General features: G+C 62.0%; 23 protein-coding genes and 2 tRNA genes. 15 read left to right on the forward strand and 10 right to left on the reverse strand.

Annotated features, from left to right (window positions below):
- Together OB03_RS02155 and OB03_RS02160 are read right to left on the reverse strand one after the other, a co-directional pair.
- Positions 1 to 2,587: M16 family metallopeptidase (locus tag OB03_RS02155; RefSeq protein WP_461343086.1), on the reverse strand; the 2,587-nt coding region annotated here is incomplete at its 3' end.
- Between the two features lie 96 nt (positions 2,588 to 2,683).
- The gene (locus OB03_RS02160) at positions 2,684 to 3,559 is read right to left on the reverse strand and encodes an isoaspartyl peptidase/L-asparaginase family protein (protein ID WP_461343087.1); all 876 of its coding nucleotides are present in this window, start codon (positions 3,557 to 3,559) and stop codon (positions 2,684 to 2,686) included.
- 102 nt (positions 3,560 to 3,661) lie between these two features.
- Between OB03_RS02160 and OB03_RS02165 the strand changes: the two genes are divergently transcribed.
- Positions 3,662 to 4,663 (forward strand): NADPH:quinone oxidoreductase family protein, encoded by a 1,002-nt coding sequence (locus OB03_RS02165; protein WP_461343088.1) that lies wholly within the window; start codon positions 3,662 to 3,664, stop codon positions 4,661 to 4,663.
- Here the strand turns inward: OB03_RS02165 and OB03_RS02170 are convergent.
- A complete protein-coding gene (locus OB03_RS02170) occupies positions 4,660 to 4,995 on the reverse strand; it encodes a YkvA family protein (protein WP_242912866.1) in 336 nt (111 codons plus the stop codon). The two genes, OB03_RS02165 and OB03_RS02170, sit on opposite strands and share 4 nt — an antisense overlap.
- 146 nt (positions 4,996 to 5,141) lie before the next feature.
- On the opposite strand from OB03_RS02170, the gene OB03_RS02175 reads away from it, so the two are divergent.
- From OB03_RS02175 to OB03_RS02200, 6 genes are all read left to right on the forward strand, one after another.
- Entirely contained in the window at positions 5,142 to 5,924 is a 783-nt protein-coding gene (locus tag OB03_RS02175) for an SDR family oxidoreductase (RefSeq protein ID WP_242912867.1), read from the forward strand.
- 105 nt (positions 5,925 to 6,029) lie between these two features.
- Positions 6,030 to 6,104 (forward strand) — tRNA-Gly (locus tag OB03_RS02180).
- Positions 6,105 to 6,295: 191 nt separating this feature from the next.
- Positions 6,296 to 6,370, forward strand: a tRNA-Gly gene (locus tag OB03_RS02185).
- 131 nt (positions 6,371 to 6,501) lie between these two features.
- A complete protein-coding gene (locus OB03_RS02190; RefSeq protein WP_461343089.1) occupies positions 6,502 to 7,071 on the forward strand; it encodes a methyltransferase domain-containing protein in 570 nt (189 codons plus the stop codon).
- A gap of 209 nt (positions 7,072 to 7,280) precedes the next feature.
- Positions 7,281 to 8,678 (forward strand): dihydrolipoyl dehydrogenase, encoded by a 1,398-nt coding sequence (gene lpdA / locus OB03_RS02195; protein WP_242912870.1) that lies wholly within the window; start codon positions 7,281 to 7,283, stop codon positions 8,676 to 8,678.
- A gap of 281 nt (positions 8,679 to 8,959) precedes the next feature.
- Complete coding sequence (locus OB03_RS02200; RefSeq protein WP_461343090.1) at positions 8,960 to 9,529, forward strand: DUF4189 domain-containing protein; 570 nt, start codon at positions 8,960 to 8,962, stop codon at positions 9,527 to 9,529.
- Positions 9,530 to 9,763: 234 nt separating this feature from the next.
- Here OB03_RS02200 and OB03_RS02205 read toward each other — a convergent pair whose 3' ends face one another.
- The 3 genes from OB03_RS02205 to OB03_RS02215 all read right to left on the reverse strand — a co-directional run bounded on the left by OB03_RS02205 (position 9,764) and on the right by OB03_RS02215 (position 12,683).
- On the reverse strand, positions 9,764 to 11,116 hold the full coding sequence (locus OB03_RS02205; RefSeq protein ID WP_461343091.1) for a GGDEF domain-containing protein: 1,353 nt from the start codon (positions 11,114 to 11,116) through the stop codon (positions 9,764 to 9,766).
- 107 nt (positions 11,117 to 11,223) lie between these two features.
- Positions 11,224 to 12,108 (reverse strand): pirin family protein, encoded by an 885-nt coding sequence (locus OB03_RS02210; protein WP_461343092.1) that lies wholly within the window; start codon positions 12,106 to 12,108, stop codon positions 11,224 to 11,226.
- A gap of 86 nt (positions 12,109 to 12,194) precedes the next feature.
- The gene (locus OB03_RS02215; RefSeq protein WP_242912878.1) at positions 12,195 to 12,683 is read right to left on the reverse strand and encodes an Lrp/AsnC family transcriptional regulator; all 489 of its coding nucleotides are present in this window, start codon (positions 12,681 to 12,683) and stop codon (positions 12,195 to 12,197) included.
- A 145-nt stretch (positions 12,684 to 12,828) separates the two neighbouring features.
- Between OB03_RS02215 and OB03_RS02220 the strand changes: the two genes are divergently transcribed.
- The 6 genes from OB03_RS02220 to OB03_RS02245 all read left to right on the forward strand — a co-directional run bounded on the left by OB03_RS02220 (position 12,829) and on the right by OB03_RS02245 (position 19,277).
- Entirely contained in the window at positions 12,829 to 14,058 is a 1,230-nt protein-coding gene (locus OB03_RS02220) for a 3-methyl-2-oxobutanoate dehydrogenase (2-methylpropanoyl-transferring) subunit alpha (protein WP_242912879.1), read from the forward strand.
- Between the two features lie 4 nt (positions 14,059 to 14,062).
- Positions 14,063 to 15,163 carry an alpha-ketoacid dehydrogenase subunit beta gene (locus tag OB03_RS02225; protein ID WP_461343093.1) on the forward strand — a complete coding sequence of 367 codons (1,101 nt, stop codon included), beginning with the start codon at positions 14,063 to 14,065 and terminating at the stop codon, positions 15,161 to 15,163.
- A gap of 1 nt (position 15,164) precedes the next feature.
- Positions 15,165 to 16,799, forward strand: a complete 1,635-nt coding sequence (locus tag OB03_RS02230; RefSeq protein ID WP_461343094.1) for a 2-oxo acid dehydrogenase subunit E2 — start codon at positions 15,165 to 15,167, stop codon at positions 16,797 to 16,799.
- A gap of 4 nt (positions 16,800 to 16,803) precedes the next feature.
- A complete protein-coding gene (locus OB03_RS02235; protein ID WP_461343095.1) occupies positions 16,804 to 17,268 on the forward strand; it encodes a hypothetical protein in 465 nt (154 codons plus the stop codon).
- Positions 17,265 to 18,665 carry a dihydrolipoyl dehydrogenase gene (gene lpdA / locus OB03_RS02240; protein WP_461343096.1) on the forward strand — a complete coding sequence of 467 codons (1,401 nt, stop codon included), beginning with the start codon at positions 17,265 to 17,267 and terminating at the stop codon, positions 18,663 to 18,665. The genes OB03_RS02235 and lpdA (OB03_RS02240) overlap by 4 nt, the downstream gene beginning before the upstream one ends.
- Before the next feature lie 141 nt (positions 18,666 to 18,806).
- The gene (locus OB03_RS02245) at positions 18,807 to 19,277 is read left to right on the forward strand and encodes a hypothetical protein (RefSeq protein WP_461343097.1); all 471 of its coding nucleotides are present in this window, start codon (positions 18,807 to 18,809) and stop codon (positions 19,275 to 19,277) included.
- 97 nt (positions 19,278 to 19,374) lie between these two features.
- Here OB03_RS02245 and thrS read toward each other — a convergent pair whose 3' ends face one another.
- The 4 genes from thrS to OB03_RS02265 form a co-directional block, all read right to left on the reverse strand.
- A complete protein-coding gene (gene thrS, locus OB03_RS02250; RefSeq protein ID WP_461343098.1) occupies positions 19,375 to 21,324 on the reverse strand; it encodes a threonine--tRNA ligase in 1,950 nt (649 codons plus the stop codon).
- Positions 21,321 to 21,557 carry a membrane protein insertion efficiency factor YidD gene (gene yidD / locus OB03_RS02255; protein WP_461343099.1) on the reverse strand — a complete coding sequence of 79 codons (237 nt, stop codon included), beginning with the start codon at positions 21,555 to 21,557 and terminating at the stop codon, positions 21,321 to 21,323. The genes thrS and yidD overlap by 4 nt, the downstream gene beginning before the upstream one ends.
- A gap of 80 nt (positions 21,558 to 21,637) precedes the next feature.
- Positions 21,638 to 22,105 (reverse strand): iron-sulfur cluster assembly scaffold protein, encoded by a 468-nt coding sequence (locus tag OB03_RS02260; RefSeq protein WP_461343100.1) that lies wholly within the window; start codon positions 22,103 to 22,105, stop codon positions 21,638 to 21,640.
- 63 nt (positions 22,106 to 22,168) lie between these two features.
- On the reverse strand, positions 22,169 to 22,954 hold the full coding sequence (locus tag OB03_RS02265) for a tetratricopeptide repeat protein (protein WP_461343101.1): 786 nt from the start codon (positions 22,952 to 22,954) through the stop codon (positions 22,169 to 22,171).
- A gap of 142 nt (positions 22,955 to 23,096) precedes the next feature.
- Here OB03_RS02265 and OB03_RS02270 point away from each other — a divergent pair, with 142 nt between their 5' ends.
- Positions 23,097 to 24,482 carry a leucyl aminopeptidase family protein gene (locus OB03_RS02270; protein ID WP_461343102.1) on the forward strand — a complete coding sequence of 462 codons (1,386 nt, stop codon included), beginning with the start codon at positions 23,097 to 23,099 and terminating at the stop codon, positions 24,480 to 24,482.
- 153 nt (positions 24,483 to 24,635) lie between these two features.
- The gene (locus OB03_RS02275) at positions 24,636 to 25,373 is read left to right on the forward strand and encodes an NlpC/P60 family protein (protein ID WP_461343103.1); all 738 of its coding nucleotides are present in this window, start codon (positions 24,636 to 24,638) and stop codon (positions 25,371 to 25,373) included.
- Positions 25,374 to 25,397: the final 24 nt, after the last annotated feature.

Genomic DNA, 25,397 nt, shown 5'->3' on the forward strand with positions numbered 1-25,397 from the left:
CGCTTTCGATCGAACGGCCAAAGCCGCCGATCATGATGGCGCGGCGCGGGGACAGTTCGGTCTCTGCGGCAGGCGACTGGCTCATCTTGCCGATCTCTTCCAGCAGCAGTTCGACGACCTCGTCGGCAGACTCGTTCTTGGTCTGGGTCGAGGCGGTGAACAGGCCCGCCTGCGCCATGGCACCGACGCCCGAGCGGGCACCATAGGACAGGCCGCGTTTGACGCGGATTTCGTTGTTCAGGCGCGACGAATAGCTGCCGCCCAGCAGGGTATTGCCCAGCGAGAGCGGGAAGTAAGCGTCGTCGGTACGGGCAATGCTGCGCGAGGAGATCGATACAGCGGCCTGACCGGCACCCGGAAGGTTCACGACGACAACGCGCGGCGCGGCGGTTGTGGCCGGAATGCTTGGTGCATAGGCAGGCGGCACGGTGGTCCCGCGCCAGTCACCAAAGGCCTTTTCAGCCAGTTCGCGGGCCTGCTGCGGGGTGATATCGCCCGAGAAGGTCAATATGGCCTGGTCCGGACGGATGAAGCTGGCGTGATAGGCCTTCAGGTCGTCGGTGGTTAGAGCCGTGACTGTGCGTTCGGTGCTGAGGTTGCCATACGGGCTGTCACCGAAGTTAAGACGGGTCGTCGCCATAGCGGCCAGCGAGCCCGGTTGGCTCAAGGCCACCTTCAGGCTGTCCAGCGTCTGGCTGCGTTGGCGCTCCAGTTCTTCGGTCGAGAAGGCGGGTTTACGCACGATCTCGCTCAGCAGGTCCATGGTCTGGCCGAACACATTGCTGGGGCTGCTGGCATAGACGTTGAACTGGTCGCGGCCTGCGCCTGCGCCGATGTTGGCACCCAGTTGTTCGATCTGGGTAGCGATTTCCGGCGCGCCAAGGCGCTCGGTGCCTTGGGTGAGCATGTTGGCGGTCATGGAGGCGACGCCCGACTTGCCTTGCGGATCGTAGGCCGAGCCAGCCTTGAACGTCAGGCGGGCCGAGACCAGCGGAAGCTGGTTATTCTGGGCCACCAGAACGCGCACGCCATTCTCCAGACGGAAGTCGGCAATGGCCGGAGTGGCAGGGCTGACTTCGGAACCCGGTTGCGGGATCGGAGTGCGCTGACCTTCCGGCTTGGTCACCGATGGCGTGCCCATAGGCGCTAGGTCCGCAACCTTGACCGGCGATTCCATATTCACCGTCTGGGCGGTGGTCGGATTGGCGTCGGTCGAGGCCAGATAGCGCAGGGTAATCTGGCTCTGCGGTGTCAGGTATTGGCGGGCCACGCGCTGAATGTCGGCAGCTGTGACCTTCTGGATTTCAGCGACTTCGTTGTCGGCGCTTGCGGCATCGCCCGTCTTGATTAGCGCCCAGCCCAGCACGTCGGCGCGGCCTTGTGCGCCCTCGCGTTCCGAAAGGGCCGAGGCGATCAGTTCGTTCTTGGCTTCGGTCAGTTCGGCAGCGGTTACCGGCTCGTCGCGAACGCGGGCGATTTCGCGCTCAAGCAGGGTCTTGCCTTCGTCCAGCGAGCGGCCCGGCGACATCATCGCATAGGCCATCAGCGTACCGGCTTCCTTCATGAAGTCGGGGCTGGAGGAAGCGCTGTTGGCGGCCTGGGCTTCGTACACAAGGGCGCGGTGCAGGCGGCTGCTCTCGCCCGTAGACAGGATGCCATCGAGCACCGACAGAGCTGCTTTGTCCGGATGGTTTGCAGGCACTGTGTGCCAGCCGATCAGGACGGTCTCCAGCGGCACGTTCGGCGCATAGAAGGTGTGGTCTTCCGGGGCCGTGACCTTGGGCTCGTTGACGGGGCGAACCGGAATGGCGGTGGACGGATTCTTCAGTGGAGCGAAGTACTGGTCCACCCAGCCGTTCAGTTGCGCTTCGTTGAAATTGCCATCGACGATCAGGAACGCATTGTCCGGACGATAATAGGTACGGTGGAAACGCAGCACGTCTTCCAGCGAGGCCGATTCCAGTTCCTCGATCGAGCCGATCACGCCGCGGCGGTACGGGTGCTCTTTGAAGAAGGTGGCAGGCGCGAACAGGGCGAACAGACGGCCATAGGGGTTGGACAGCACGCTCTGGCGGTATTCTTCCTTCACCACGTCGCGCTCGGAGGCGAAGTTGGCTTCGTCCACTACCAGCGTACCCATGCGGTCCGCTTCGGCGAACAGGATGCGCTCCAGATGGTTGGCGGGAACCATCTCGTGATAGGCAGTCACGTCTTCGGCGGTGAAGGCGTTGTTATAGCCGCCGACGTCTTCGGTCAGGCGGTCGAAGGTTTCGTTCGGGACGTTCTCGGTCGCCTTGAACATCAGGTGTTCAAACAGGTGGGCAAAGCCCGAGCGGCCCGACGGATCATCCTTGCCGCCCACGCGGTACCAGACCTGAACGGCGATATTGGCCGAGGTCGGGTCATTGCGGGTGTAGACGTCCATGCCGTTGGCCAGCTTGCGGTGCTGATAGCCCAGCGGCGGGACGGTGACGGTGGACGGTGCCTGCGCCGCGGCGGTTGCCGCAACAGGGGCGGCGAGAGCGGGGGCCGCTGCGCAAAGGGCAAGCGCAGATACGGCGGCGCAGAAAATCTGGCGGGTCTTCATGGACCACTCCGGTTACGAACAGTGTTGCCCGCACTTAACGTCCGTAAACCGGATACGGCACCTTACGGTCTTGTAATCTTTTCAACCGAGGGGTGTTTAGTCGTTGAACACACGCACGGCGATGTTGCCGTCCCTGTCCAGCCATGCCCGTTTCATGCCCTGACTGTTGAAGGGATCGGCGATATGGCCTTGGCGATCTAGGGCAATCAGACCGCCGTCCCCGCCCATCTGGCCAATGCGGTCGATGGTTGCCTGTGCGGCTTGCTGCAAAGGTTGTCCCGCCCCCACGGCGAGGGCGGTTCGCGCCGCTGCTGCGACGCGGATGAAATACTCGCCCTGACCCGTGCACGAGACGGCCGCCTCGCCATCGGCCCACGTGCCCGCGGCAGGAATGGGTGTGTCCCCGACGCGCCCCGGCATCTTTCCGAAGACGCCGGCGGTCGAAGTGGCAGCGGCAAGGCGGCCTTGATTATCAAGCACGCAGACCCCGACTGTACCGTGGCTGAGCGTGCCGGGGGGATGGTTGTCCTCGCCATGGCCTGCACGGGTGAACCAGCTCTCCGGATCGGTCACCGGCTCGAGGTTCTGGGCTTTTGCAAAGCGGGCGGCTCCGTCACCGGCCAGCATCACATGCGGCGTCTTGTCCATCACCGCTCGTGCCGCGACGACAGGATTGCGGAAGCCTTGAAGCACCGCAACGGCACCGGCCTTCTGCGTCTCGCCATCCATGATACTGGCGTCCAGTTCGTACTCGCCATCCAGATTGGGCGAAGCCCCTCGTCCGGCGACATATAGGCCGCTGTCTTCCAGCATGACGACCGTTTCAACCGCGATGTCCAGCGCCGGGGCTCCGGCCTCTAGCCTTGCCTTCATCGCTTCGACCACTTCGCGCATATGCACGACCTCGCGGTCATAGTTGCGATCACGGCGCGCACCTGCGCCCCCGTGCAGGATCAAGGCAGGACGGACCATGGAAGCTCCTAAAACAGTGTTAGCCCTCTAGGCAGGGGCCTATCGCGTGCATTAGCGTCGGCATTATGTCGGCACCACGCCGGAGGGGAGCAAAGTACATCCATGCGCGCTGTTTTGTCCAAGTCGCCAGGCGGGCCCGAAACGCTAGTTGTAGAAGATGTGATGGACCCGACGCCGGCCAAGGGGCAGGTGATCATCGAGGTCAAGGCGGTCGGCATCAACTATCCCGACGCCCTGATTATCGAAGACAAATACCAGTTCAAACCCGAGCGGCCGTTCTCGCCGGGAGCCGAGGTCGCAGGGGTCGTCGACGCTGTCGGCGAGGGCGTGAAAAACGTGCGACGCGGTGATCGCGTGATTGCTGTACCGGGCTGGGGCGGTCTGGCCGAGCGCGTGGCGATCAAGGCGGATCAGTTGATCCCCATCCCAGACGGGATGGATTTCGAGACGGCCGCTGCCTTCATCATGACCTATGGCACCTCCTATTATGCCCTCAAGGATCGCGCCAATCTGAAGGCTGGCGAGACCTTGTTGGTGCTGGGCGCTGCGGGCGGCGTCGGTGCCGCGGCTGTCGAACTGGGCAAGGCCATGGGCGCGCGCGTCGTGGCCGCCGCATCGACAAACGACAAGGTCGAGTTTGCGCTGGAACTGGGTGCCGATAACGGGCTGATCTATCCCTCGGGTCCGATGGACAAGGCGGCCCAAAAGGAATTGGCGGGCGAGTTTAAGCTGGCGACGGGCCGTGACGGTGCCGACGTTGTCTATGATCCGGTCGGCGGCGACTATGCGGAGCCAGCGCTGCGGGCGATGGACTGGAACGGTCGCTATCTGGTGGTCGGCTTCCCGTCGGGCATTCCTGCACTGCCGCTGAACCTCACCCTTCTGAAATCGGTTTCGGTCGTCGGCGTGTTCTGGGGTGCAGCCGTCATGCGTGATCCGGCAGGCCACGCGGCAAACATGCGTGACCTCATGGCCTTCTATGCCGAGGGCAAGATCAAACCGCGCATCTCCAAGACCTTCCCGCTGGAGAAGGCGGCCGACGCGATCAAAGCTCTGAGCGATCGTACCGCCATGGGCAAGATCGTGGTGGTGACCGAGGACTAGGCTTCGGCCTCGTCGTCGTCGGGGGTGTTTCTCAAGCCCTCGAGGGTGCGCTTGGCCTTGTCGTAATGCCTGTCCTGGATGCTGGCCCCGAAAGTGGCCAGCACCGCCGCCAGTACCGCAGCGTCGTCGCTGAAGCCTACGACGGCGAAGATGTCCGGAATGGCATCGACCGGCATGACGAAATAGGCCAGCGCCCCCAGTAGCACAGCCTTGGCCCGGAACGGGGTCTCGGGATCCTGTGTGGCGTAAAAGGCAGCGATGGCCTGCTTGGCAAACGGTACCTTGGAGGCGACACGGCGCATTGTCGGCCAGAAATCGCGTTTGACGCGCATGGTATTCGTTTTATGGACCACGGGCACAAGAGCCTTTTCGGGGTTAATGGCATCGATTGGAGATGCTGCTTTGGTTTTTGCGGTCATCACCGCTAAATCCCTCCCACACGCACTGGGTTCAGATTTTTTATATAGGAACGGTTTCCATGAAACTCGATGGTTCTATTGCAGCAGTTGTCACCGGCGGCGCGTCGGGTCTAGGTGAAGGCACTGCACGCGCGCTGGCAGCCAAGGGCGTAAAGGTCGCTATCTTCGATCTGAACGAAGAAAAGGGCGAGGCGATTGCTGCTGAAATCGGCGGCGTGTTCTGCAAGGTCGACGTGACCTCGGACGAGAGCGTCGATGCCGGTTTCGCCAAGGCTCGCGCGGCTCACGGCCAGGAGCGCCTGACCGTTAACTGCGCCGGTATTGCCACCGGCCAGAAGACTGTCTCGCGCAAGAAGGACACCGGCGAGATCCGCGCCCACGACATGGCTCAGTTCGAGCGTACCGTGACCATCAACCTGTTCGGTACCTTCCGCGTCCTGTCCAAGTCGGCAGCCGGCATGGTCACCAATGAACCGGGCGTCGACGGCGAGCGCGGCCTCATCATCAACACCGCTTCGGTTGCGGCTCAAGACGGCCAGATCGGCCAAGCCGCTTATTCGGCCTCCAAGGGCGGCGTTTATGCCATGACCCTGCCAGTCGCCCGTGACCTGATGAGCGAAGGCGTTCGCGTCAACACCATCCTGCCGGGCATCATGTGGACCCCGATGATGGCTGGCATGGACCAAAAGGTTCAAGACGCACTTGCAGCCATGATCCCGTTCCCGAAACGCCTCGGCACCCCGCAGGACTATGCAAACCTCGCCCTGCATCTGGCCGAGAACACCTACATCAATGGTGAATGCATTCGTCTGGACGGCGCTATCCGTCTGGCCCCGCGTTAAAAATCCGAAGAAAATTCCGCGATCTCAAAAAAACGGTTGCGGAGCGAAGGGGAGGGGGCTAAACGCCTCCTCCTCGACGTCGGGCAGCACTGTTGCCCATCGGATGCGGGCGTAGCTCAGGGGTAGAGCATAACCTTGCCAAGGTTAGGGTCGGGCGTTCGAATCGCCTCGCCCGCTCCAGTCGGGATACCCACGAAAAGGGGTCTGACCTAACGGTTGGGCCCCTTTCGCGTATCTGGCCTTGGCCGGACCGACGGCATTCAAAAAATTTCGAAAACTCTATGATTTCAGCTTTTTGACCGTTGCATTCGGTCAGAGGTTTGGCTATTTACCGCCTCCTCGACGTCGGGCAGCACTGTTGCCCATCGGATGCGGGCGTAGCTCAGGGGTAGAGCATAACCTTGCCAAGGTTAGGGTCGGGCGTTCGAATCGCCTCGCCCGCTCCAGTCGGGATACCCACGAAAAGGGGTCTGACCTAACGGTCAGGCCCCTTTCGCGTATCTGGCCAGCTTTCACTTGACCGGGGCGTCGATTGAGCACCAAAGCTTGGCAGTCTTTATCTGTCCGGATGGTGCTCGTGTCCTTCTATTCCTTGTCCCAAGAAGAACGTATCCAACTCACCGAGGCGGCTATTCGCGACGGTGGTACGCTCCGGTCTCGATGGGAGGCTCTGGCCGACGGCGAAGCCAAGCCGTGGACGGCGCGCTCCGCCCGTGCCGCCGAACTTCTGGGTCCCGTGGAGAGTGTTCTTGATGTCGGCTGCGGCACCATGGGTCTTGAACCCCTGCTGCAGACGCAGCGCTATGTGCCTTCGGATGTTGTGGCCCGCGACGAGCGCACCATCGTGCGCGACTACAACCGCGAAGGCCCGCCGCCTGTGCAGGTCGAGGCCGTGGCTGTTCTGGGCGTGCTGGAATATCTGCTCGATCCCGAAGGTTTCATGCGCCAGCTTCAGGCCGACAAGGCGGTGGTGACTTATTGCACGACCGATTCACCCTCGCCGCTGGAGCCGCGCCGAAGCCATGCGTGGGTCAACGACATGGACACGGCCACCGTCGAGCAGATGTTCGCCCGTGCTGGGTGGACGATCCGTTCTGACGAGCAGTTGGACGGGGCGCAGCGCATCTGGCTGCTGACCCGCACCTGAGCCCATTAAGCGTCCGCTGGACGGAGATTCTCCTCTCGCAGGCCGCTGGCATGTGAATTTTGCCGCTGATGGGTCACACCTGCGCTTTGCATTGGTCTAAACGTGCGCCCATATGATCAGCAGCGGTTGACCCAAAGTCAGGGTCTGCCTAAGCCCCAACTGAATGCGCCCGTTTGTCTGGGCGCGCCCTTAGAAGTTCAGAGGAACCCATGGCCGAAGCTTACGACGTCGTCATTATCGGGGCAGGCCCCGGTGGCTATAATGCCGCGATCCGTGCTGGCCAGTTGGGCCTCAAGGCGGCCATCGTCGAAAAGAACCCGACTCTGGGCGGCACCTGCCTGAACGTCGGCTGCATGCCGACAAAGGCTCTGCTGCACTCATCGGAGCTGTTCGAGCAGGCCAACAATGAGTTTGCCCACATCGGCATCGAAGTGAAGCCGAAGCTGAACCTTGGCCAAATGCACAAGTCCAAGGACGACAGCGTCGAAGCCCTGACCAAGGGCATCGAGTTCCTGATGAAGAAGAACAAGGTCACGGTCGTTCGTGGCTACGGCAAGATCGCAGGCCAAGGTAAGGTCGAGGTCGAGGCTGCCGACGGTTCGAAACAGGTTCTCGAAACCAAGAACATCCTGATTGCCACCGGCTCGGAGCCGACCCCGCTGCCGGGCGTCGCTTTCGAACAAGGCAAGATCATCGACTCGACGGGCGCTCTGTTCCTGCCGAAGGTTCCGAAGCACATGATCGTCATCGGTGCTGGCGTGATCGGTCTGGAACTGGGCTCGGTCTGGCGTCGTCTGGGTGCTGAAGTCACCGTCGTGGAATACCTCGACAAGGTTGGCGCAGGCATGGACGCTGAAGTCGCAACCGCCTTCCAGCGCGGTCTGGCCAAGCAAGGCCTGAACTTCAAGATGTCGACCAAGGTCACCGGCGCCAAGACCTCGAAAGACGGTGTTGAACTGACCGTTGAGCCGGCCGCTGGTGGTGCTGCTGAAACCATCAAGGGTGACGTGGTTCTGGTGGCTATCGGCCGCCGTCCGTTCACCGAAGGCCTCGGCCTCGAAACCGTTGGCGTCACGCCTGACCAACGCGGCTTCATCGCCAACGACCACTTCAAGGTGGCTGAGGGCGTCTGGGTTATCGGTGACGTGACCCACGGCCCGATGCTGGCCCACAAGGCTGAAGAAGACGCCGTCGCTGCCATCGAACTGATGGTCGGTAAGGCTGGCCACGTGGACTATGCACTGGTCCCGTCGGTCATCTACACCACGCCTGAAGTGGCATGGGTCGGTAAGACCGAAGAAGCTCTGAAGGCCGAAGGCGTGAACTATAAGAAGGGCAAGTTCCCGTTCGCCGCCAACAGCCGCGCCAAGATCAACCACGAGACCGAAGGCTTCGTGAAGGTTCTGGCCGATGCTGCAACCGACAAGGTTCTGGGCGTGCACATCTTTGGCCCGCAAGCTGGCGAGCTGATCGGTGAAGCCTGCATGACCATGGCGTTCGGTGGTGCTTCGGAAGACATCGCTCGCACCTGCCACCCGCACCCGACCCGTTCGGAAGCCGTTCGCCAAGCCGCCATGGGCGTCGAAGGCTGGACGATGCAGGCATAACTTTCTTAGTCGGCCTATCGCCCTTCGGGCTACTTGAGGCTGGATAGGTGGGCCTATCCCGCTTAGCGCGACTTGAGGCCCTCTAGAATTGGCGTGAAATGAAGACGGCGCGTTCCTTAAGGAGCGCGCCGTCTTTAATTCCGGCACCGTCGTCAGTCCGAGGCGGTTCGGGGCTTGTGATTGTGAAGGACTGTTATTGTCAACCGTTAGTTGTTGGCGGTTGGGCTGACTGCTCGGCTAGGTGCGCTTAGTTCCGCCGATTTCAGGTCCGGGTGCGCGCCATGAGTTTTCCCAACATAACCCGCTGCGGTTTGGCGCTTCTGCTCGTAGCCATGGTCTACTGCATGTTGCCAGTGTCCAATGCCGACGCACAGGTCTTCGCGTGTTCAGGCGCAGCGGGTGAGCGGCAAGTGGGTATGTCCCAAGGCGGAATGGGTGTCGCTTCCATCCCTCTGTGTGTGCAGGACCGGGCCGCCCCGCCGCCTGTAGTCGATAACAATTACGCGGCAATCGCCTGGCACCGTGATGCCTCGGATGTCTGGATGGACGGCAATTATCTGGGATCGGGAGGAGCCGTGCGAGGGGCGCTGGATGCCTGCAATCGCGCTATGGGCGGTGGTTGTGAGTCAGCGGGAGAGTGGTCCAACTCTACCATGGCGGTAATTCGCAACCGCAACGGTATTTTCTTCGTTGGCTGGATGGGAGAGGGCGGTCATGACCGTCAGCGCGTGCTGGCGGAGTGCTCGGCAAATCAGGTTCTTCCGTGCGAAGTTTTCAAGACGTTCAACTCGCGCCGCGACCACTATTTTCCCGGACCGGAAGCTCGCATCACCCATGCTGTCGCCGCCTGAGTTGAGGGGCAAGAGGGCTATAACCGCAAGATCACCGCCGAGAGCAGCGGCGGCTTTATTCAGACAGGGACGTCCGACGGCGAGCGAGATTTCTCGACGGTAGAAATGACCCCGGCCCGAGCAAGGCAGGCAGCACTACGCCTCTGTGCCAATAGTAACGGGGCGAACTGCCAAGCCCAATCAGTTTACGACAGCCGCAGGCCCGGAACGTTCGTCCACAGTTTTGCGACAGGCCTAGCCGACTGAGAGTACCCTTGATGTCGCGATGACAGTGCGGTTTCGGCCCGAGTTCTTGGCTTGATAGAGGGCGGTGTCTGCCGTTTCGATCAATTGGTTGTAGTCGGGGTGATTGTTGTAGGTGGCTAGACCGATGGAGGCCGTGACACGCAGATCACCGCCAGCAGGCAGACGCATGTCGCGAGTAGCCAGTTGCTGGCGCATACGCTCGGCCACCACCTCGGCCTCGTCGACGGAGGTTTCGACCAGAACGATCAGGAACTCCTCACCGCCGTAGCGGAAGACAAAGTCGCTGAGGCGCACATTGTCGGCAATGACTTCGGCGACCTGTTTCAGAACCACATCGCCCGCGGCGTGACCGTGGGTGTCGTTGATCGATTTGAAGTGGTCCACGTCGAGCATGAGCACGCTGAGCGCGGCTCCGGTGCCGTTGGCCAGATTGATCTCGCGGCTGAGAATGGTCGGCAGGAAGCGACGGTTCAGCGCGCGGGTGAGCGGGTCGCGGCCGTTCTCCAGGCCCGCAACGCTCTGGAACAGGTCGTTGATGAGGAATTTGATTTCCTGCGCGGTGGTCTGGAGCTCGGCCATGGGCAAAGCCATCTCGGCTTGCGCATCATGGGCGGCCGCGACGCGGGGCAGGATTTCCCTGTCCACCCGCTGCATCAGCACCTCGATGGCTTTCAGGCTCAGGGAACCTTCAAAAATAAGACCGGCGCGGTGGGTGAGCCAAAGCCCGAACGGTGAGGCACTGAGCGCGCCGGGGCTGACGCTGCCGTCCTCGAACATCTGGAAAAGAACGCCCTGCAGCCATTCGAACAGGGCTGCGATCTGGCCGTCACGCTCATGGGCAATGTCCTGACCCAGTGCGAACAGGCGATAGGATTCGTCCACCTGGGCACGGCGCATGGAGCCTTGCATATAGGCCTCGCTCATGATGGCGATGGCCTCGTCGATCAGATAGTCGACCTTGCTGATGGCCTGCGCGAGCGCGTCGCGGCCCAAGTCCGTGGCCGTCAGCAGTTCAGCCATCCGCACCTTCAGAACCGACGCCCCGTGCATGACGAGGCGCAGGGGCACCTTGATGCGCGCATGCACCTCGCCGATCTTGCGCTGCTGCGCGAGGAAGACGTTGTCCTCACCGCCGTCCTGGCGGAACAGGTCGATAACCCAGCGAACCAGCGAAGCCTTCAGCCGCTCTTCCACGAGGCTCGAGCTGAGGAAGGCCAACGCATCCTCGTGCGTCAGCAGAACCGAGTAAAACTGCTCTGCTAGATCGATGGCGTGCCGTTCGGACAACTCTTGGAGGGTTGGCTCGACAAGAGAGACAGCAGGATGTGCAACGGTAAGCATGGGGGACTCGGTACTGACCCGACGGGCGGGAATATGGGGCGGGTGCGGTTGTAGGCGAGGCAGAAACCGCCCCCTAAAAGGCAAAGGTTGTTTTTTTACGGCGAACTTTATTGATCGGGCAGGGGGATGAACTCCAGCTCGTCATCGACCGGAAGCTTCATACGTCCGGCCTTCCAGTCGGATTTCGCCTGCTCCATTCTTTCTCTGGAAGACGAGACGAAATTCCACCAGATCAAGCGCTCACCGACCGGCTCGCCGCCCAGCGCCATAACTGTAGACGGGCTCAAAGCGGTGACGGTCGGTTCGGCATTGGCTGACAGAACCACCATCTGGCCGGTGTGGAAGCGCTGGTGATCAACCTCGATCTCCCCCGCCGCAACATAGAGCGCACGCTCGACGTAGCCTCCTGCCTTGCCTGGGCCGGGTGGAGGCGCAAACGTACCGCCCACTGGCAGTTCATAGTGCAGGTAGAAGAGCGGGCTTTCGACAGGCGTGCCTGCGCGTTCTCCGAACGCTTCACCTGCGACCAGACGGGTGAAGATGCCGTTGGAGGTCTCGGTCGGCTGGGCGTCTTCGCCCAGATGGGTGAAGGACGGTGCGATCTCTTCTTTATCGACCGGCAGCGCCACCCAGGCCTGCATGCCGTGCATCGGGCCACCTTGCGACTTCTTCAGCGGATCCGTGCGCTCAGAGTGAACAATGCCCGATCCCGCAGTCATCCAGTTCACCTCACCGGGGCGAATCGGCTGGGTGTAGCCCAGACTGTCGCGGTGCATGATCTCGCCCTCGAACAGATAGGTCAGGGTCGACAGGCCGATATGCGGGTGCGGGCGGACGTTGATGGCGTCGCTACCGGCCGCAAACTCGGCCGGGCCCATCTGGTCCAGAAAGACGAAAGGCCCGACCATGCGCTTTTGCGCGTGCGGAAGGATGCGCGAAACTTCGAACCCGCCAAGATCGCGGCGACGTCCTTCGATGATGTGGTCGATCATGGGGGGCTCCTAACGGGTGTCAGATATGACAACGCCGCCCGGTTTGAAGGGGCGGCGTCTCGAATATGCAGGCTTTCGCTTCGATTTTACGAAACGTGAGGCGTGACAATACCCAGCGGCAGGGTGGTCACATTCTTCACGCCGCGCGTCACGATGTGGCTGGCGCAGTCGGACACGATGCCGAGCGTCAGCAGTTTGTCGCGCAGGAATTTATCGAAGGTATGCATGTCCGAAGTGATGATACGCAGGACATAGTCTTCACGGCCGGTAATGGTCGCGCACTGAACAACTTCAGGCCAGTCCGCGACAGCCTTCTCGAAAATGTCCAGGTTCTCACGCGAAGGGAGCGACAGCTTCACAATGGCGTAAACCTCGAAGTCCAGACCCAGAAGGTTGGCGTCGAGCAGCGTTACGCGCTTGCGAATTAGGCCGCTATCCTCCAGTCTCTTGATCCGGCGCCAGCACGGTGAAGCCGAAAGTCCCACGCGATCAGCGACTTCGGCAACCGACAGTCCAGCATCCTGTTGAAGGATGTCGAGGATGCGGGCGTCGATAGGATCAAGTTCGTCGGCCAAAGGCGTTCTCCAGATTGGGTTTCGACGCAATAAAATACCCTATTAGGCAGTATTGCAAGGGTATATTTGGAACAGCGTCCAGCCTCACGCCATGCTATGCCTTTACGAACGAGGAAACGCGTGCGGAAAACCGGACGGGATGAACATGAAAAATACGCCCCCTTTGTCGCTTCGAGTACCGGAGCCGTCAGGACGCCCAGGCGATAAGCCTGATTTTTCGCACCTAAAGCTGGATGCAGCCGGTGCCGTTGATCGTCCGGCGGTGGATACTACGCCTGCCGACATGCGCGACATGGCCTTTAGTCTGATCCGTGTGCTGGACGACGAAGGCAACGCTGTTGGCCCGTGGAACCCGCGACTGGACGCCGACACGATGCGTCGTGGCCTTAAGGCCATGATCCTGACCCGCGCGTTCGACGACCGCATGCACCGTGCACACCGTCAGGGCAAAACCAGCTTCTACATGAAGTGCACCGGCGAAGAGGCGATTGCCGTCGCTCAGGGCATGGTCCTGAACCGCGAGGACATGGGCTTCCCCACCTATCGCCAGCAGGGCCTTCTCATCGCGCGCGGCTATCCGCTGGCCTCGATGATGAACCAGATTTATTCGAACGCTGCCGACCCGATCAAAGGCCGCCAGCTGCCGATCATGTATTCGGCCAAGGACTATGGCTTCTTCACCATCTCGGGCAACCTCGGCACCCAGTTCGTGCAGGCTGTCGGCTGGGCCATGGGCAGCGCCTATAAGGGCGACAACAAGATCGCCGCAGCATGGATCGGTGACGGTTCGACCGCCGAGAGCGACTTCCACTCGGCCCTGACGTTTGCCTCCGTCTATAAGGCTCCCGTCATCCTCAACATCGTCAACAACCAGTGGGCGATCTCGTCGTTCCAGGGCTTTGCCGGTGGTCAGGAAACGACCTTTGCCTCCAAGGGCATCGGCTATGGTCTGCCGACCCTGCGCGTGGACGGTAACGACTTCCTCGCCGTCTGGGCCGCGACCGAGTGGGCCGAAGAGCGCGCCCGCACCAATCAGGGCGCGACCCTGATCGAGATCTTCACCTATCGCGGTGCCCCGCACTCCACCTCCGATGACCCGAGCCGCTATCGTCCGGGCGACGAGCACGAGCACTGGCCGCTGGGCGACCCGCTGGAGCGCCTGAAGCAGCACCTGATCAAGATCGGCGAATGGTCCCAGGAGCAGCACACCGCCGCCGAGGCCGAGGCTGTCGAGCAGGTTCGTGCCGCCGCCAAGGAATCCGAAGCTATCGGAACGCTGGGCCAGTCGCGCCCGAGCGTGAAGGAAATGTTCGAAGAAGTGTTTGCCGAGCCGGACTGGCGTCTGGTCGAGCAGCGCCGCGAAGTGGGAGTCTGATCACATGGCCGAAATCAACGACAAGATTGAAGCGGACATGGTCGACCAGAAGGACGCGCCTGCGTCCGTCGCTCCGGCCAGCGGCATTGCCCCGATGAACATGATCCAGGCGCTGAACTCTGCGCTGGATAACAAGATGGCCGAGGACGCCAGCGTGCTGTCCTATGGCGAGGACACCGGCTATTTCGGCGGCGTGTTCCGTGTCACGGACCACCTGCAGAAGAAGCACGGCCTTACCCGCAGCTTTGACGCTCCGATCTCGGAAACCGGCATCGTCGGCACCGCCATCGGCATGGCCACCTATGGTCTGCGCCCCGTCGTCGAAATCCAGTTTGCGGACTACATCTATCCTGCCTACGACCAGATCGTCTCTGAGGCGGCCAAGATGCGTTACCGCTCGGGTGGCCAGTTCACCTGTCCGATGGTGATCCGTTCGCCTTACGGTGGCGGTATCTTCGGCGGCCAAACCCACTCGCAGTCGCCCGAAAGCCTGTTCACCCACATTGCGGGTCTGAAGGTCGTCATTCCGTCGAACCCGTATGACGCCAAGGGTCTGCTGATCTCGTCTATCGAGGACGAGGATCCGGTAATCTTCTTCGAGCCGAAGCGCCTGTACAACGGCCCGTTCGACGGCTGGCACGAAAAGCCGGTCAGCCCGTGGAAGGCCCAGGAACTGGCTCAGGTTCCGGCTGAACAATACAATGTTCCGATCGGCAAGGCTCGCGTGATGCGCGAAGGCAATGACGTCACCATCCTCGCCTATGGCACGATGGTGTGGGTCGCTCTGGCCGGTGCCGAGCATGCTGGCGTTGATGCCGAAGTCATCGACCTGCGCACTCTGGTGCCGCTGGACATCGAAACCATCGAGGCCAGCGTCAAGAAGACCGGCCGCTGCGTCGTCGTTCACGAAGCGCCGAAAACCTCGGGCTTTGGTGGTGAGCTGAGCGCCTTGGTTCAAGAGCGCTGCTTCTACCACCTTGAGGCACCCGTCACCCGCGTTACGGGTTGGGATACGCCTTATCCGCACGCCTTCGAGTGGGAATATTTCCCTGGCCCGCAACGCGTGGCCGATGCGTTGAAGTCTGTCATGACGGGAGGCCGCTGAGATGGGTCGTTTCGTATTCAAGCTGCCGGACGTTGGTGAAGGCACCGCCGAAGCCGAACTGGTGCAATGGCACGTCGCCGTTGGTGACGTTGTCACCGAGGACCAGATCGTCGCCGAGGTCATGACCGACAAGGCGACGGTTGAGATCACTTCTCCCGTCGATGGCAAGGTCACCAAGCTGCATGGCGAAGCGGGCGAGATGCTGCCCGTGCGCGGCGCTCTGGTCGAGTTCGAGGTCGAAGGCGAGGGCAATGCCGCCGCCGAGAAAGAAGCCCCTGCCGCTGCTCCGGTAGCCGAGCCCGCTCCGGCCCCCGTCGAAGCACCGAAAGCCGAAGTCGCCTCTGAAGTTGTCGCTCCGGCCGTCGCCGGGGGGAACTATGTGTTTAAGTTGCCGGACGTTGGTGAAGGCACCGCCGAGGCCGAGCTGGTCGGTTGGCACGTCAAGGTTGGCGATATGGTCGAGGAAGACCAGATCGTTGCCGAGGTGATGACCGATAAGGCGACCGTTGAACTGACGTCGCCTGTCGCGGGCAAGGTGGTTCAACTGCACGGTGAAGCCGGTCAGGCTCTGCCGGTCGGTGGTCCGCTGGTCAGCTTTGACGTCGAGGGTAAAGGCAATGTGGCTGCGGCCCCTACGCCTGTCGCTGCGGCGGCTGCGGCCCCTGTGAAGACCGAGGCTCCGAAGGCTGCACCGAAACCGGCTCCCAAGGCCGCCGCCAAGCCGATGCCGACTGTGACGGGCCGCAAGGCGGGCGAGCGTCCGCTGGCCTCTCCGGCGGTGCGCCAGCGTGCGCGCGATCTGGGTATCGATCTGGTCTTCGTGCCGGGCTCGGGCCCTGCTGGTCGTATCGAGCATGGCGACCTTGATGCCTTCGTGGCTCGCGGTGGTGCTATCGCTCCGGTGGCCGGCGCTGTGGCTTCGCCCTATGCCAAGGCCGAGGGTGCGACCGAGGTCAAGATCATCGGCCTGCGCCGCAAGATCGCGGAAAAGATGGCCGAGAGCGTCCGTCGCATCCCCCACATCACCTATGTGGAAGAGATCGACATGACGGCTCTGGAAGAGCTGCGCGGTCATCTGAACGCCCAGAACAAGGGCTCGGATAAGCCGAAACTCAACGTCCTGCCCTTCATTGCCCGCGCTATCATCGTGGCCCTGAAGGATCAGCCGAACATCAACGCCACCTATGACGACGAGGCGGGTATCCTGACCCAGCACGCCGCCGTGCATTTGGGCATTGCCGCCCAGACGCCGAACGGCCTTATGGTGCCGGTGGTCCGCCACGCCGAGGCGCGCGATGCCTATGACACCGCCCTTGAAATCACCCGCGTGTCGGGTGCAGCCAAGGACGGTTCGGCCAAGCGCGAGGAACTGTCAGGTTCGACCATCACCATCACCTCGCTGGGTACGCTGGGCGGTGTGGTGCACACCCCGATCATCAACCATCCGGAAGTCGCCATCATCGGTCCGAACAAGATCGCCGATCGTGTGGTGGTCAAGGACGGCCAGATGGTCGTACGCAAGATGATGAACCTGTCCTCCAGCTTCGATCACCGTATCGTCGACGGCCACGACGCGGCTGTCTTCGTTCAGAAGATCAAGAACCTGCTGGAAAACCCAGCCACGCTCTGGATGTGATGCGATGAAGCGCGGCGCGGCTATAGCTCTAGCAGTGGCCGCGCTGTTCGCGGCGGGCGAGGCAATGGCATGTTTGCCTGAGGAGCCTCCTGTGTGGTCCGATCTTTTCTCTGAGAACGGTCCGCCGATTGCTATCGTTCGTACTGCTCGGCTTGTGCGAACTGAAACCCCTCGTCTGGATGAGTACTTCGAGATCTGGGATGATACGGCGACAGTACAGGTACTGGACGTAATCCAAGGTCGGCCAAAGGCAGAGTATTCGATAACTGCTGTTGGCGATTACAAGCGCCGTATCGATAGCCGCATGATGTTTTGTTGGGATCGGATGAACCTCGAACTCGGGGAAGTTGCATTCGGTTTTGAACGACCAGACGGATCGTTCCGTACGTTTTACGCACCTAGAATACCTGCAGAATATCACGACCGCATACCAACTAGTTTTCAATACCTTCTCGAACGAACACGATGACCCAGAACCTGAAAACCAAAGTCCTGATCATTGGCGCGGGCACGGGCGGCTATGTGGCCGGTATCCGTTGCGGGCAGCTGGGTCTGGAGACCGTGCTGGTGGATGCGTCCGCTGGCCTCGGCGGCACCTGCTTGAATGTGGGCTGCATCCCGTCCAAGGCCATCATCCATGCGGCGGGCAAGTATGAAACCGTGGCCAAGGCGGCGTCCGATGCGGGCACGCTCGGCATTACGGCGTCTGCGCCTGCCATCGACCTGAAGAAGACGGTCGAGTGGAAGGACGGCATCGTCAAGAAGCTGAACGGCGGCGTTTCGGCCCTGCTGAAGAAGGCCAAGGTCAAGGTCATCAAGGGCTGGGCCACGTTCGAAGATGCTAAGACCTGCATCGTGGCAACCGAGGATGGCGACATCCGCATCACCGCCGAGCACGTCATTCTGGCGACGGGTTCAGAGCCGGTCGAACTGCCGTTCCTGCCGTTCGGTGGTGATGTGATCTCCTCGACCGAAGCCCTGTCCCTGCCGGAAGTGCCGAAAAAGCTGGTCGTCGTCGGTGGTGGTTATATCGGTCTGGAACTGGGTATCGCCTTCCGCAAACTGGGGGCGCAGGTCGCCATTGTGGAAATGGCCGACCGCATCCTGCCGCTGTACGACAAGGCCCTGACCGATCCGGTTGCCAAATGGCTGGAGCGTCATGGCGTTGAGCTTATGCTGGGTGCCCGCGCGGGCGGTTTCGGTGACGGTAAGCTGAACGTCACGGACAAGGACGGCAACCCGCTGCAACTGGCTGCCGACAAGGTGCTGGTGACCGTGGGCCGCCGCGCCCGCACCAAGGGCTGGGGTTTGGAGAATATGGGCGTGGCCATGGAAGGCCCGTTCGTGAAGATCGACGACCGCTGCGCCACCTCGATGAAGAACGTCTGGGCCATCGGTGACCTGACGGGCGAGCCGATGCTGGCGCACAAGGGCTCGGCACAGGGCGAGGTCGTGGCCGAGATCATCGCAGGCCACAATAAGCGCTTTGACCCGACCACCATCGCCGCCGTCTGCTTCACCGAGCCGGAAATCGTCTCGGCGGGTCTGGGCGTCTCGGATGTCGAAGGCCGTGACGATGTCATTCAGGCCGTCTTCCCGTTCGCTGCCATCGGCCGCGCCCTTGCCATCGAGGCAGGCGAGGACGGCGGCTTCGTGCGTGTGATCGCGGACAAGAACGACCACCGCCTGCTGGGCATTCAGGCCGTTGGACAGCACGTGTCCGAGCTGTCCAACAGCTTCGCCCAGATGCTGGAAATGGGCGCTGTGCTGGAAGACGTTGCCGGCACCATCCACGTCCACCCGACCCTCGGCGAAGCCTTCCACGAGGCTTCCCTGCGCGCTCTGGGTCACGCCATTCATATCTGAGTGTGAGAGAGGGGCTTTGCCCCTCTCGCCCCTATGCTCGCCTCGCGGCTTGAGGGCAGCTAAACCCTCGCTCTAATTTCAGAATATGCGGGGCGAATGACAAGCCTTGCCATAATCTTGATATGCATATTCTATCTTCGGATGAAAAAGATTGCATGCATCGTACTGTTTGGAATTTGGGCGTCGGCAGCGGAAGCGGGCTGCAATGATGGGGATATAAGAAATCGCGCAGAGCTATGGCAGCGGCTGACCCAGCGATCAGTTGATATCGTAAGTATGCTTGCAGTCGGTGACCCGACAGTGGAAGGGCTTATAGCGCCTGAAGCTAAGTTCTCTTTGGGTGCGGGCGATGTAGGGGAACCGTTAGGTAATGGCCTTGCAGGTGCCGCAGCCTTTTCCACTTCCCTAAACGCAGCTTCTTATCAAATTGAGGGTTGGGATAGCGTGCCGTTTCCCGTCGAAAATCCATGTGCGCGGCACATTGCTCGTGTCACATTCTATGACGCTACTCGGCAGAATGGTGCCGATGTGAAACTTAGTTTCGAACAGGGCAGACTAATCGAAGCCGATGGATGGTGGCGCTCTTACAGCTACGGAACAATAAGTCGGTGAGAGCGATAGCGTAATAGTTTGCGCAGACTAATGGCCCATAGAAAAAGCCGCCGGGGTTTCCCTCGGCGGCTTTTCTGTAGTTGGGCTTTAGCGGGCCTTAGACGTTGTGTTCGACACCGTCGCGGGCGCGCTTCAGGTCCGGTGCCAGAGCTTCGTCGGTCAGCATGGCGATGGCTTCTTCGATCGTGACGATCGTTTGGGCCTGAGAGCCGAGGCGACGGATGGCGACCTTGCCTTCTTCGGCTTCCTTGCGGCCGACGACGGCGATGACCGGCACCTTGTTCACCGAGTGCTCGCGGATCTTGTAGTTGATCTTCTCGTTGCGAAGATCGATCTCGGTACGCAGGCCAGCGGCCTTGAACTTGGCGAGGACTTCCTCGGCATAGCCGTCGGCGTCAGAGGTGATGGTGGTCACCACGGCCTGCGTCGGGGCCAGCCACAGCGGGAAGGCACCGGCGTAGTTTTCGATCATGATGCCGATGAAACGCTCGAACGAGCCGAGGATCGCGCGGTGAAGCATGACCGGACGGTGCTTCTGGCCGTCTTCGGCGATGTAGGTCGCATCCAGACGTTCCGGCAGAACATAGTCCAGCTGGATGGTGCCGCAGGTCCATTCACGGCCGATGGCGTCCTTGACGATGAAGTCGAGCTTCGGCGCATAGAAGGCACCGTCGCCCTCGGTCACGACCGGCTCGGTGCCAGCGGCGCGGGCAGCTTCGGCCATCTGGGCCTCGGCCTTGTCCCAGAACTCGTCGGTACCGGCACGCAGTTCCGGACGGGTGCCGAGCGAGATGTACTTCGTCTCCATGCCGAGGTCGGCGTGGACCGAACGGGCCAGCTTGATGAAGTTGGACGTCTCTTCGACGATCTGGTCTTCGCGGCAGAAGATGTGGGCGTCGTCTTGCGTGAACCCGCGCACGCGCATCAGGCCGTGCAGCGAACCCGACGGCTCGTAGCGGTGGCAGGCGCCGAACTCGGCCATGCGCAGCGGCAGTTCGCGGTACGAACGCTGGCCCTGGTCGAAGATCTGCACGTGACCCGGGCAGTTCATCGGCTTCAGGGACAGGGTTTCACCTTCGACCGTTTCGCACACAAACATGTTAGCGCGATATTTGTCCCAGTGGCCCGAGGCTTCCCAGAACTTACGGTCCAGAACCTGCGGGGTTTTCACCTCGACGTAGCCGGCGGCGTCCAGACGACGGCGCATATAGGCTTCCAGCACGCGCCAAAGGACCCAGCCCTTCGGATGCCAGAAGACCATGCCACGGCCCTCTTCCTGCATATGGAAGAGTTCCATCGAGCGGCCCAGTTTACGGTGGTCGCGCTTCTCGGCTTCCTCGATGCGCTGCATATAGGCGTCGAGGTCTTCCTTGGTGGCCCATGCGGTGCCGTAGATGCGCTGCAGCTGGGCCTTGGAGGAGTCACCGCGCCAGTAGGCACCGGCCAACTTGGTCAGCTTGAAGGCCTTGCCGACGAACTTGGTCGACGGGAAGTGCGGACCACGGCACAGGTCGGCCCATTCGCCCTGCTTATAGACGGTGATGGTTTCCGTCTCGGGCAGGTCGCGGATCAGCTCGGCCTTATAGGTCTCACCGGCAGCCTCGAAGTGGGCGATGGCTTCGTTGCGGTCCCAAACCACGCGCTCCAGCTTGGCACCGCGATCGATGATCTCGGCCATCTTCTTCTCGATCTTCGGGAAGTCGTCGGTCGAGAACGGCTCGTCGCGGGCGAAGTCGTAATAGAAGCCGTCGTCGATCGACGGGCCGATGGTGACCTGGGTGCCCGGGAACAGTTCCTGCACGGCCTGCGCCAGCACGTGGGCGGCGTCGTGGCGGATGGTTTCCAGCGCCTCGGGGTCATCGCGCATCAAAAGGCGGAACTCACCGTCGCCCTCGATCTCGCGGTGCAGGTCGCGCTGCTCGCCGTTCCACACGACAAGGGCGGCCTTTTTCGCCAGCGACGGAGAAATGGCGGAGGCGACGTCAAAGCCCGTCGAACCGGCTGGGTATTGGCGGACTGCGCCGTCTGGGAAGGTAAGGTTGATCATCGTTTGGTCTTAACTGGAGGGACGGGGTCGTAACCCGACCCGCCGAATGGATGGCATTTACAGAGACGGCGAACAGTCAGCCACCCCCCGCGAACCGGACCGTGCTGGATCAGCGCATCGCGTCCATAGTCCGAACAGGTCGGAAGGAAGCGGCACTGCTGGCCGATCAGGGGTGACAGCGTGATCTTATAGCCCCGATGGGCCATGCGAACGCCGCGTTCGTAGAGAGACATATGTCCCTTCGCCGGGGGCTGCTGAGAATGGTTGCTGGGCTTATCCCCCTTAACCGAAGGGGTTTCAACCCGCGCAGGTCTCACGCCGCACCGGCGATGTTAGTTCGTGTGTCTGTGTGGTGTTTCAGCGCCGCGCGCACAGCCTCCAGCAGCGCCTCGATGGCGACCATCGAAGAGGCGCGGCGGGCAGGGTAGTCAGCCACCTGTTTTAAGATGCGCAGGCCTTCGAAACGGCCCTCGGGACCTTCGCCGCCGGATTTGAGCATGGTCAGCATGGCGTCGCGGGCGGCCTCGATCTCGGCCTCGGTCGCGCCGATCGCAGCCTCTCCGACCACACCGGCGCCGGCTTGGCCCAAGGCGCAGGCTTTTACTTCCTGTGCGAACTCGGCGACGTGGCCCTGATCATCAAGGATGACATCGACAATGGCTTTCGAGCCGCAAAGCTTTGCCACCTTTTCCCCGGTGCCTTGCGGCGCAGACAGCCGTCCTGCGTGCGGCAGGTTGGCCGCAAGCGATAGGATACGGGCGCTGTAGAGATCGTCGATCACGAGAAACTAGATAGGCCCTCAAGCCGCAAAAATGAAGCCGCACGGCATTAGCGTTTCGGCCAATCAGCGGTTCAGCGATTCCCAGCTACGGGTGGTGGTCGATGCGGGGGCGGCTTCAGGCGCAGGCGAAGCTGCCACACCGCGCATTTCCTGCGTCCGCTGGGCCAGCCATGCGAGGTTCTGGTCCACGACCTCGGGCGGCGCGTCTCGGCGCAGGATAGCCTCGGCCTCTGCAGTCTTGCCTTGGAGGCCTAGTGCCAGTGCCAGATTTTGCCTCACCTGCAACGAGGCCGTTCGCTGGGCGGCTGCACGGCGCAGATAGTGTTCGGCTTCGGCGAGGTTCCCCGCACCCATGCGGGCAATAGCGATGTTGGACAGGATTTCGGGCTGGTTTGGCGAAATCGCAAGGGCCGCATTCCATGCCGCATTGGCGTCCTCAGGGCGGCGCACCTGCTGATAGGCAACACCCAGCAGCGATAGCGGTCGCCAGTCTCGCGGTGCCTCGTCACGGGCACGCTCCAGCGCCTGAATACCGTAGAAGGCCTGTCCTCGCGCGATGTGGGCGCGGCCGATCTCGAGCATGGCCTCGATATTGCGCGGCTGGGCGGTCAATACGCCTTCGGCGGTTTCGGAAGCACGGTCATACTGGCCCATTTCGCGCAGGGCCTGTGCCATTTTTACGCCCGCAACGGGGTCCATCGGATTGAGGGTGTGCTCGTTGCTCCAGAACACCGAACGGCTGAGGGCGTCAGCGCGGTCATAGGCTGCGCGGGTGGCCGCATCAGCAGGCAGCCGGACGGCCGGTGCCTCGGCGGAGGGGGCGCTTTGGGCAATAGCGACGGATGCCATCGGCAGTCCGATCGTCAAGCTTAAGGTTGCAGCAAGGCAGCGTGTGCGCGACATGAATGTGTTCCGAGCGATCGTAACCCGATGTTGCGGCCCTCGACGCTAAGGTCAGGTTAATGCCCGTTAAGGGCGAAAGAGAACAACGATGACTGCCAAACCCCGTGACTTCTTGCAGCTTCCGACGGATCAGGCGCGCGTGGTGCGACTGGTCGATACCCAAACCGCGCTTACCGGTGCGGCGGCGACTTGGGCCAAGGTCAACGGCTTCAAGGGCAAGCCGGGGCAGCTGCTGCTGGTTCCGGGCAGCGATGGCGAGGTCGCCGAAGCTCTGTTTGGCGTGGCAAAGGACTTTGATCCCGCCGCCATTCGCAGTCTTGCAGGTCGCCTGCCGGACGGGGACTGGAAGATAGACAACCTTCCGTCCGATAAGGCCGAGGTGGCAGCGATTGCCTTTGGCGTCGGCAGCTATGTGTTCGACCGCTACAAGTCCGCCGAGGGCAAGCCGCGCCCGCGGCTGATCGCGCCCGAGGGTGTCGACGTTGCGGCTATCGAGCGGATCGTGTCCGCCTGCCACCTGACCCGTGAGATGGTCGATACCCCCGCGCAGGACATGGGGCCGCTGCAACTGGAAACCATCGCGCGCGAAATTGCCGAGGAAAACGGCGCGACGCTGAAGGTCACGATTGGCGACCAACTGCTTGAGGACAACTATCCTGCCGTTCACGCGGTGGGCCGTGCGGCGACCCCGCACCGTGCCCCGCGGGTCTTGGAAATCGGCTGGAACCTCGACAAGACCGACTGGCCTCTGGTGGCGTTGGTGGGCAAGGGTGTGGTGTTCGACACCGGCGGTCTGGACCTCAAGGCTGCAGCGGGCATGCGCAATATGAAGAAGGATATGGGCGGTGCGGCCCATGCCTTGTCGCTGGGCCGACTGGTTATGCAGTCGAGCTTGAAGGTGCGTCTGGTGGTGCTGGTGGCCGCGGTGGAAAACGCCGTGTCCGGCGATGCCTTCCGTCCGGGCGATATCCTCAGCAGCCGCAAGGGACTGACGATCGAGATCGGCAATACCGACGCCGAAGGGCGGTTGATCCTTGCCGATGTGCTGGCTCGCGCCGGCGAGCACGAACCGGACCTGACGGTTGATTTCGCCACCCTGACCGGCGCGGCGCGTGTGGCGCTGGGGCCGGAGTTGCCTCCGCTCTACACCGCCGATGACGCTCTGGCCGAAGCTGTCGCGGCAGCCAGCCGCGCTGTGAGTGATCCGCTGTGGCGTATGCCGCTCTGGTCGGGCTATCGCGCATCACTGGATAGCGAGATCGCGGACCTGCGTAACGATAGCGCGGCATGGGCGCAGGCTGGTTCGGTGACGGCTGCTCTATTCTTGCAAAACTTCGCTCCCGCGACGGGTTCGTGGGCGCATATGGATGTGTTTGCGTGGAACCCGCGCAATCGCCCCGGTTTCCCTGAGGGGGGCGAGGCCCAGACGCTGCGGGCGTGGTTCCACTATCTGAGCGGTCGCTACGGGGCCTAAGGCATGATGGCGCGGCGGGCACAGTTGTTCGCCGCGTTAACATCCCTTTCGGAAAAGCAGGTGTAGGGTAGCCGTTCGTTATTCCCTTTAGCGTCCGTCGCGAGTGCGCGTTTGACCCTGATTCCAGAACTTATCCCCCCCGGCGAACGGCTGATGGGCGCGGACCTCGCCGAACAGGCGCTGGAAGGTCTGGCGCGGGCACCGCGCTATGCGGTGCCTGAGATGACCTCCTGCGCCGTTCCGGTTGCGGACGTCCAAGCTGAAGACGGCCACCTGGCGTCGCAGCTGATTTACGGCGAAAATTTCGAGATTCTTTTCCGTCGCGGTGGTCGTGCTTTTGGCCGCAGCCGTCGTGACGGCGCTGTGGGCTGGGTCGTCGAGACGGCGCTGAAATCGGGTAATGCCACACCTGCCTATCGCGTGCGCTCACACGGCGGTCGCTATCCTTTCAATGCACTGGTGAGCGGTGCAGAGACGGATCTGGGCGATGCGGAGCTTACCGCCATCGCTGATTTCGACACTGATCTCGTGGCTGTGGCCCGTGGCTTCCTGGGTATGCCGGTAGCGGCAGGGGCTCGCGCCGAAACGGTTGATGGTGTCGGGCTGGTCCAACAGGTGCTGTTCGCATGCGGTCGCGCCGCGCCGCGTCGCCCCGTTGATTTGGCTGCGGTCGGGCGTGCTACCGATGCCGTTCAGTCTGGCGACATCATCGTCTGGGTATCGTCCGAAGACCCTGCCAAGGGCCACGCCGCAATCGAATCGGGCAAAGGCAATGCCATCCATGCCTGCGCCAACAGCGGCAAGGTGGTGGAGGCCGAGATAGCGGAAGTGATCCGTCAGGCCACAGAAGCCGGGCTAGGCACCCCGATTTATCGGCGCTCAGCCTTTTGAAAAGTTTCGCCTGATTTTACGGGC

The organism is Brevundimonas sp. GN22, from assembly GCF_054824005.1.